We start from the raw sequence: 2140 nt of genomic DNA, 5'->3' as shown, positions 1-2140 counted from the left end.
GCTTCAACCTCACCTTCGCTTACCTCGGGGCATGCAATCGGAGAGTCTTGAAGAGTGCCGATCAGCGATCGAAAATAGGCATGTCCCTCATAGATAGCGGCTGCCAAATGATCGCAGAAAGCGGCGAGGTCGCTCTCTGCAAGATCGGCCACCTGCCGTCCGAGTGGCGTGAGCGAATAGGTCCGGCCGCGATGTGCCTCCAGGTATCGGCGCGCAGAGGGGACTTGCGTGCGCTCGACAAATCCCAGCCGAATCGCCTCCAACAGCACTTCCGCCGTGGGCGCCCAGTATGCATCGCGATCGCCTACTCGGCTGGCAGTGCGCCGTCCTATGCCTTGGACCACTAATTTGTCGACCGTCCTCGCGTAACGCTCCCTGGCTTGCTCGAAGGTTGCTCCTTGCCGGAGAGCCACGAGCTGGTCCCGCATGTGCGGAAGCACATGTTGGAGACGCGGGATGGTATCGGTCTCTTTCATTCTGAATGCGTAGCGACATCTCACATCTCTTGCAAGAGATATGAGCTTACAGTATTAAGAGATTAGCGTATAAGTAGTATAATACCTCTCAAGGCATTTGGGTGTGGTCCTGATTGCGAAAGTGAACTCGAGCCGCAGATTAGGTCGACGCAGGTAGCCCGGCTTCCGGTCGCCGACCATCGCCACGGTACAACCTCCTGGCTCCTGGAGGTGCGTTCTTCTCCCAAGAGCCGGGTTGCAGGGCGCATGTAAGCGGTCGAAGGGGACGATTTATTCCACCCGCAAGCAGCTGTCCCGATGTCCCAGACCTAGCCTGTCGGGACGGTGGGACAGGGACATAGGCGGGGACGATCGGCGGCACGGCATCAATAGGCAACGCTGGGTCCGATGCCCGGAAGGTCCTATCTCGCTCTTTGATGGCCGACTCGGCATAATGCTAGGGCCGTCTTGCCTCGCCAACCATCATCAATTCTAAACGTTCGCGAACACTTCTGCTTGTTCGATCATCAAATCCACCGCCGCCTTCTGATGATCAGGTGGCTATCCGTAACGGGCCAAAAGCCTGCGAACTTCACTCCTGATTTTGGCTCGGGCGGCCGGGTGAAGTTTTGCATCGACAAAACCTTCGCTCGCCCAGCGGGATGTATCTGGCTTGTCGTCTCAGTTGCTCGGATGGCCGTCTGTCGATCCCGCAGAGCACGTAACCGTTGCGTTATGGAGCTGTTGACAGCGAGGTTGTAGCTTGATTTGCTGCAATTATAAATTGGGCAGGGGGGCACAATGAAGTTTTCTCGGTACCTTTGGGTGGCCGGTGGCTTTGCTGCCGTTTTGGTTGGTTGTGGTGGTGGCTTTCATGCCGCTGATCCATCGCAAAGCAACGAAGACATTATGTATGTCGTAAACAGTAGTTCGCTTGCATTCGCCGAAAACCTAAGACTTACGCCTCTGCCTCTCCCAACAATCCCACCAGGGACGGCGGGCCCGAATCCCATTCAGCCGGGTCTGCAGCCACTTGAGGTCGTACCTTCGACACCCGTTAGTCCCAAGGGACTGGCGCCTGGTCAAGTACCTCCTGATGGCCAGCCGCAGCCAGCGGACGTAGCAGTTAGCCCCTACAGCAAGGTCGGCAGAATCACCTTTCGGTTTCCAACAGACGCGCCAGGTTGGGGTCACCTATGTACAGCGCAGTTCATCGGAGATCTCGGGGTAGTACTTACTGCAGCACATTGCGTCTGGGATCAGCAGAACAAAGTCTGGGGTGGAAATTACTCGTTTCAGCTCGCCTATCAGACCGGCGGACCAACCCAGTCATTTAACTGGGAGTGCGCCGCCATCATGTCTGGTTGGGCCAATGGAAAGTATGCATACGACTACGCGGTTCTAAAAATCCGCGGCGTGCCTCCGAATGGGGGGCTCGGGATGAAGATCAACGTCGGAGCTACACACCTTGATGCCATTGGCTATCCTGACAACTACGGTGGCAACGAGGTTATGTACCACGTCTATGGTAACAAGGACGGCTCCAATCCCACATCCATGCTAAATCCTCTAGGCCATGGTGCGAGCGGGGGTGCATGGGTTGAAGGGACCGCCCCCGAGAATGAGACTAATGTCGTTAGCCTCAACTCCTTCAAGTACAACAACGACTCTACACGGATGTATGG

The 2140-nt window shown here is 56.3% G+C and carries 2 protein-coding genes; one reads left to right on the top strand and one right to left on the bottom strand.

All coding sequences use genetic code 11. From position 1 onward, the window contains the following. A partial coding sequence (locus ACXJMY_RS37815; RefSeq protein WP_456624437.1) for a hypothetical protein occupies positions 1-476 on the bottom strand: 476 nt, incomplete at its 3' end. A gap of 780 nt (positions 477-1256) precedes the next feature. Between ACXJMY_RS37815 and ACXJMY_RS37810 the strand changes: the two genes are divergently transcribed. After that, positions 1257-2140 (top strand): trypsin-like serine peptidase (locus ACXJMY_RS37810; protein WP_456624436.1); only part of this gene is annotated, 884 nt, incomplete at its 3' end.

Source organism: Bradyrhizobium sp. P5_C12, assembly GCF_054049735.1.
The sequence above is the reverse complement of the archived record's forward strand: the minus strand, read 5'-3'. Positions and strand labels throughout refer to the sequence as shown.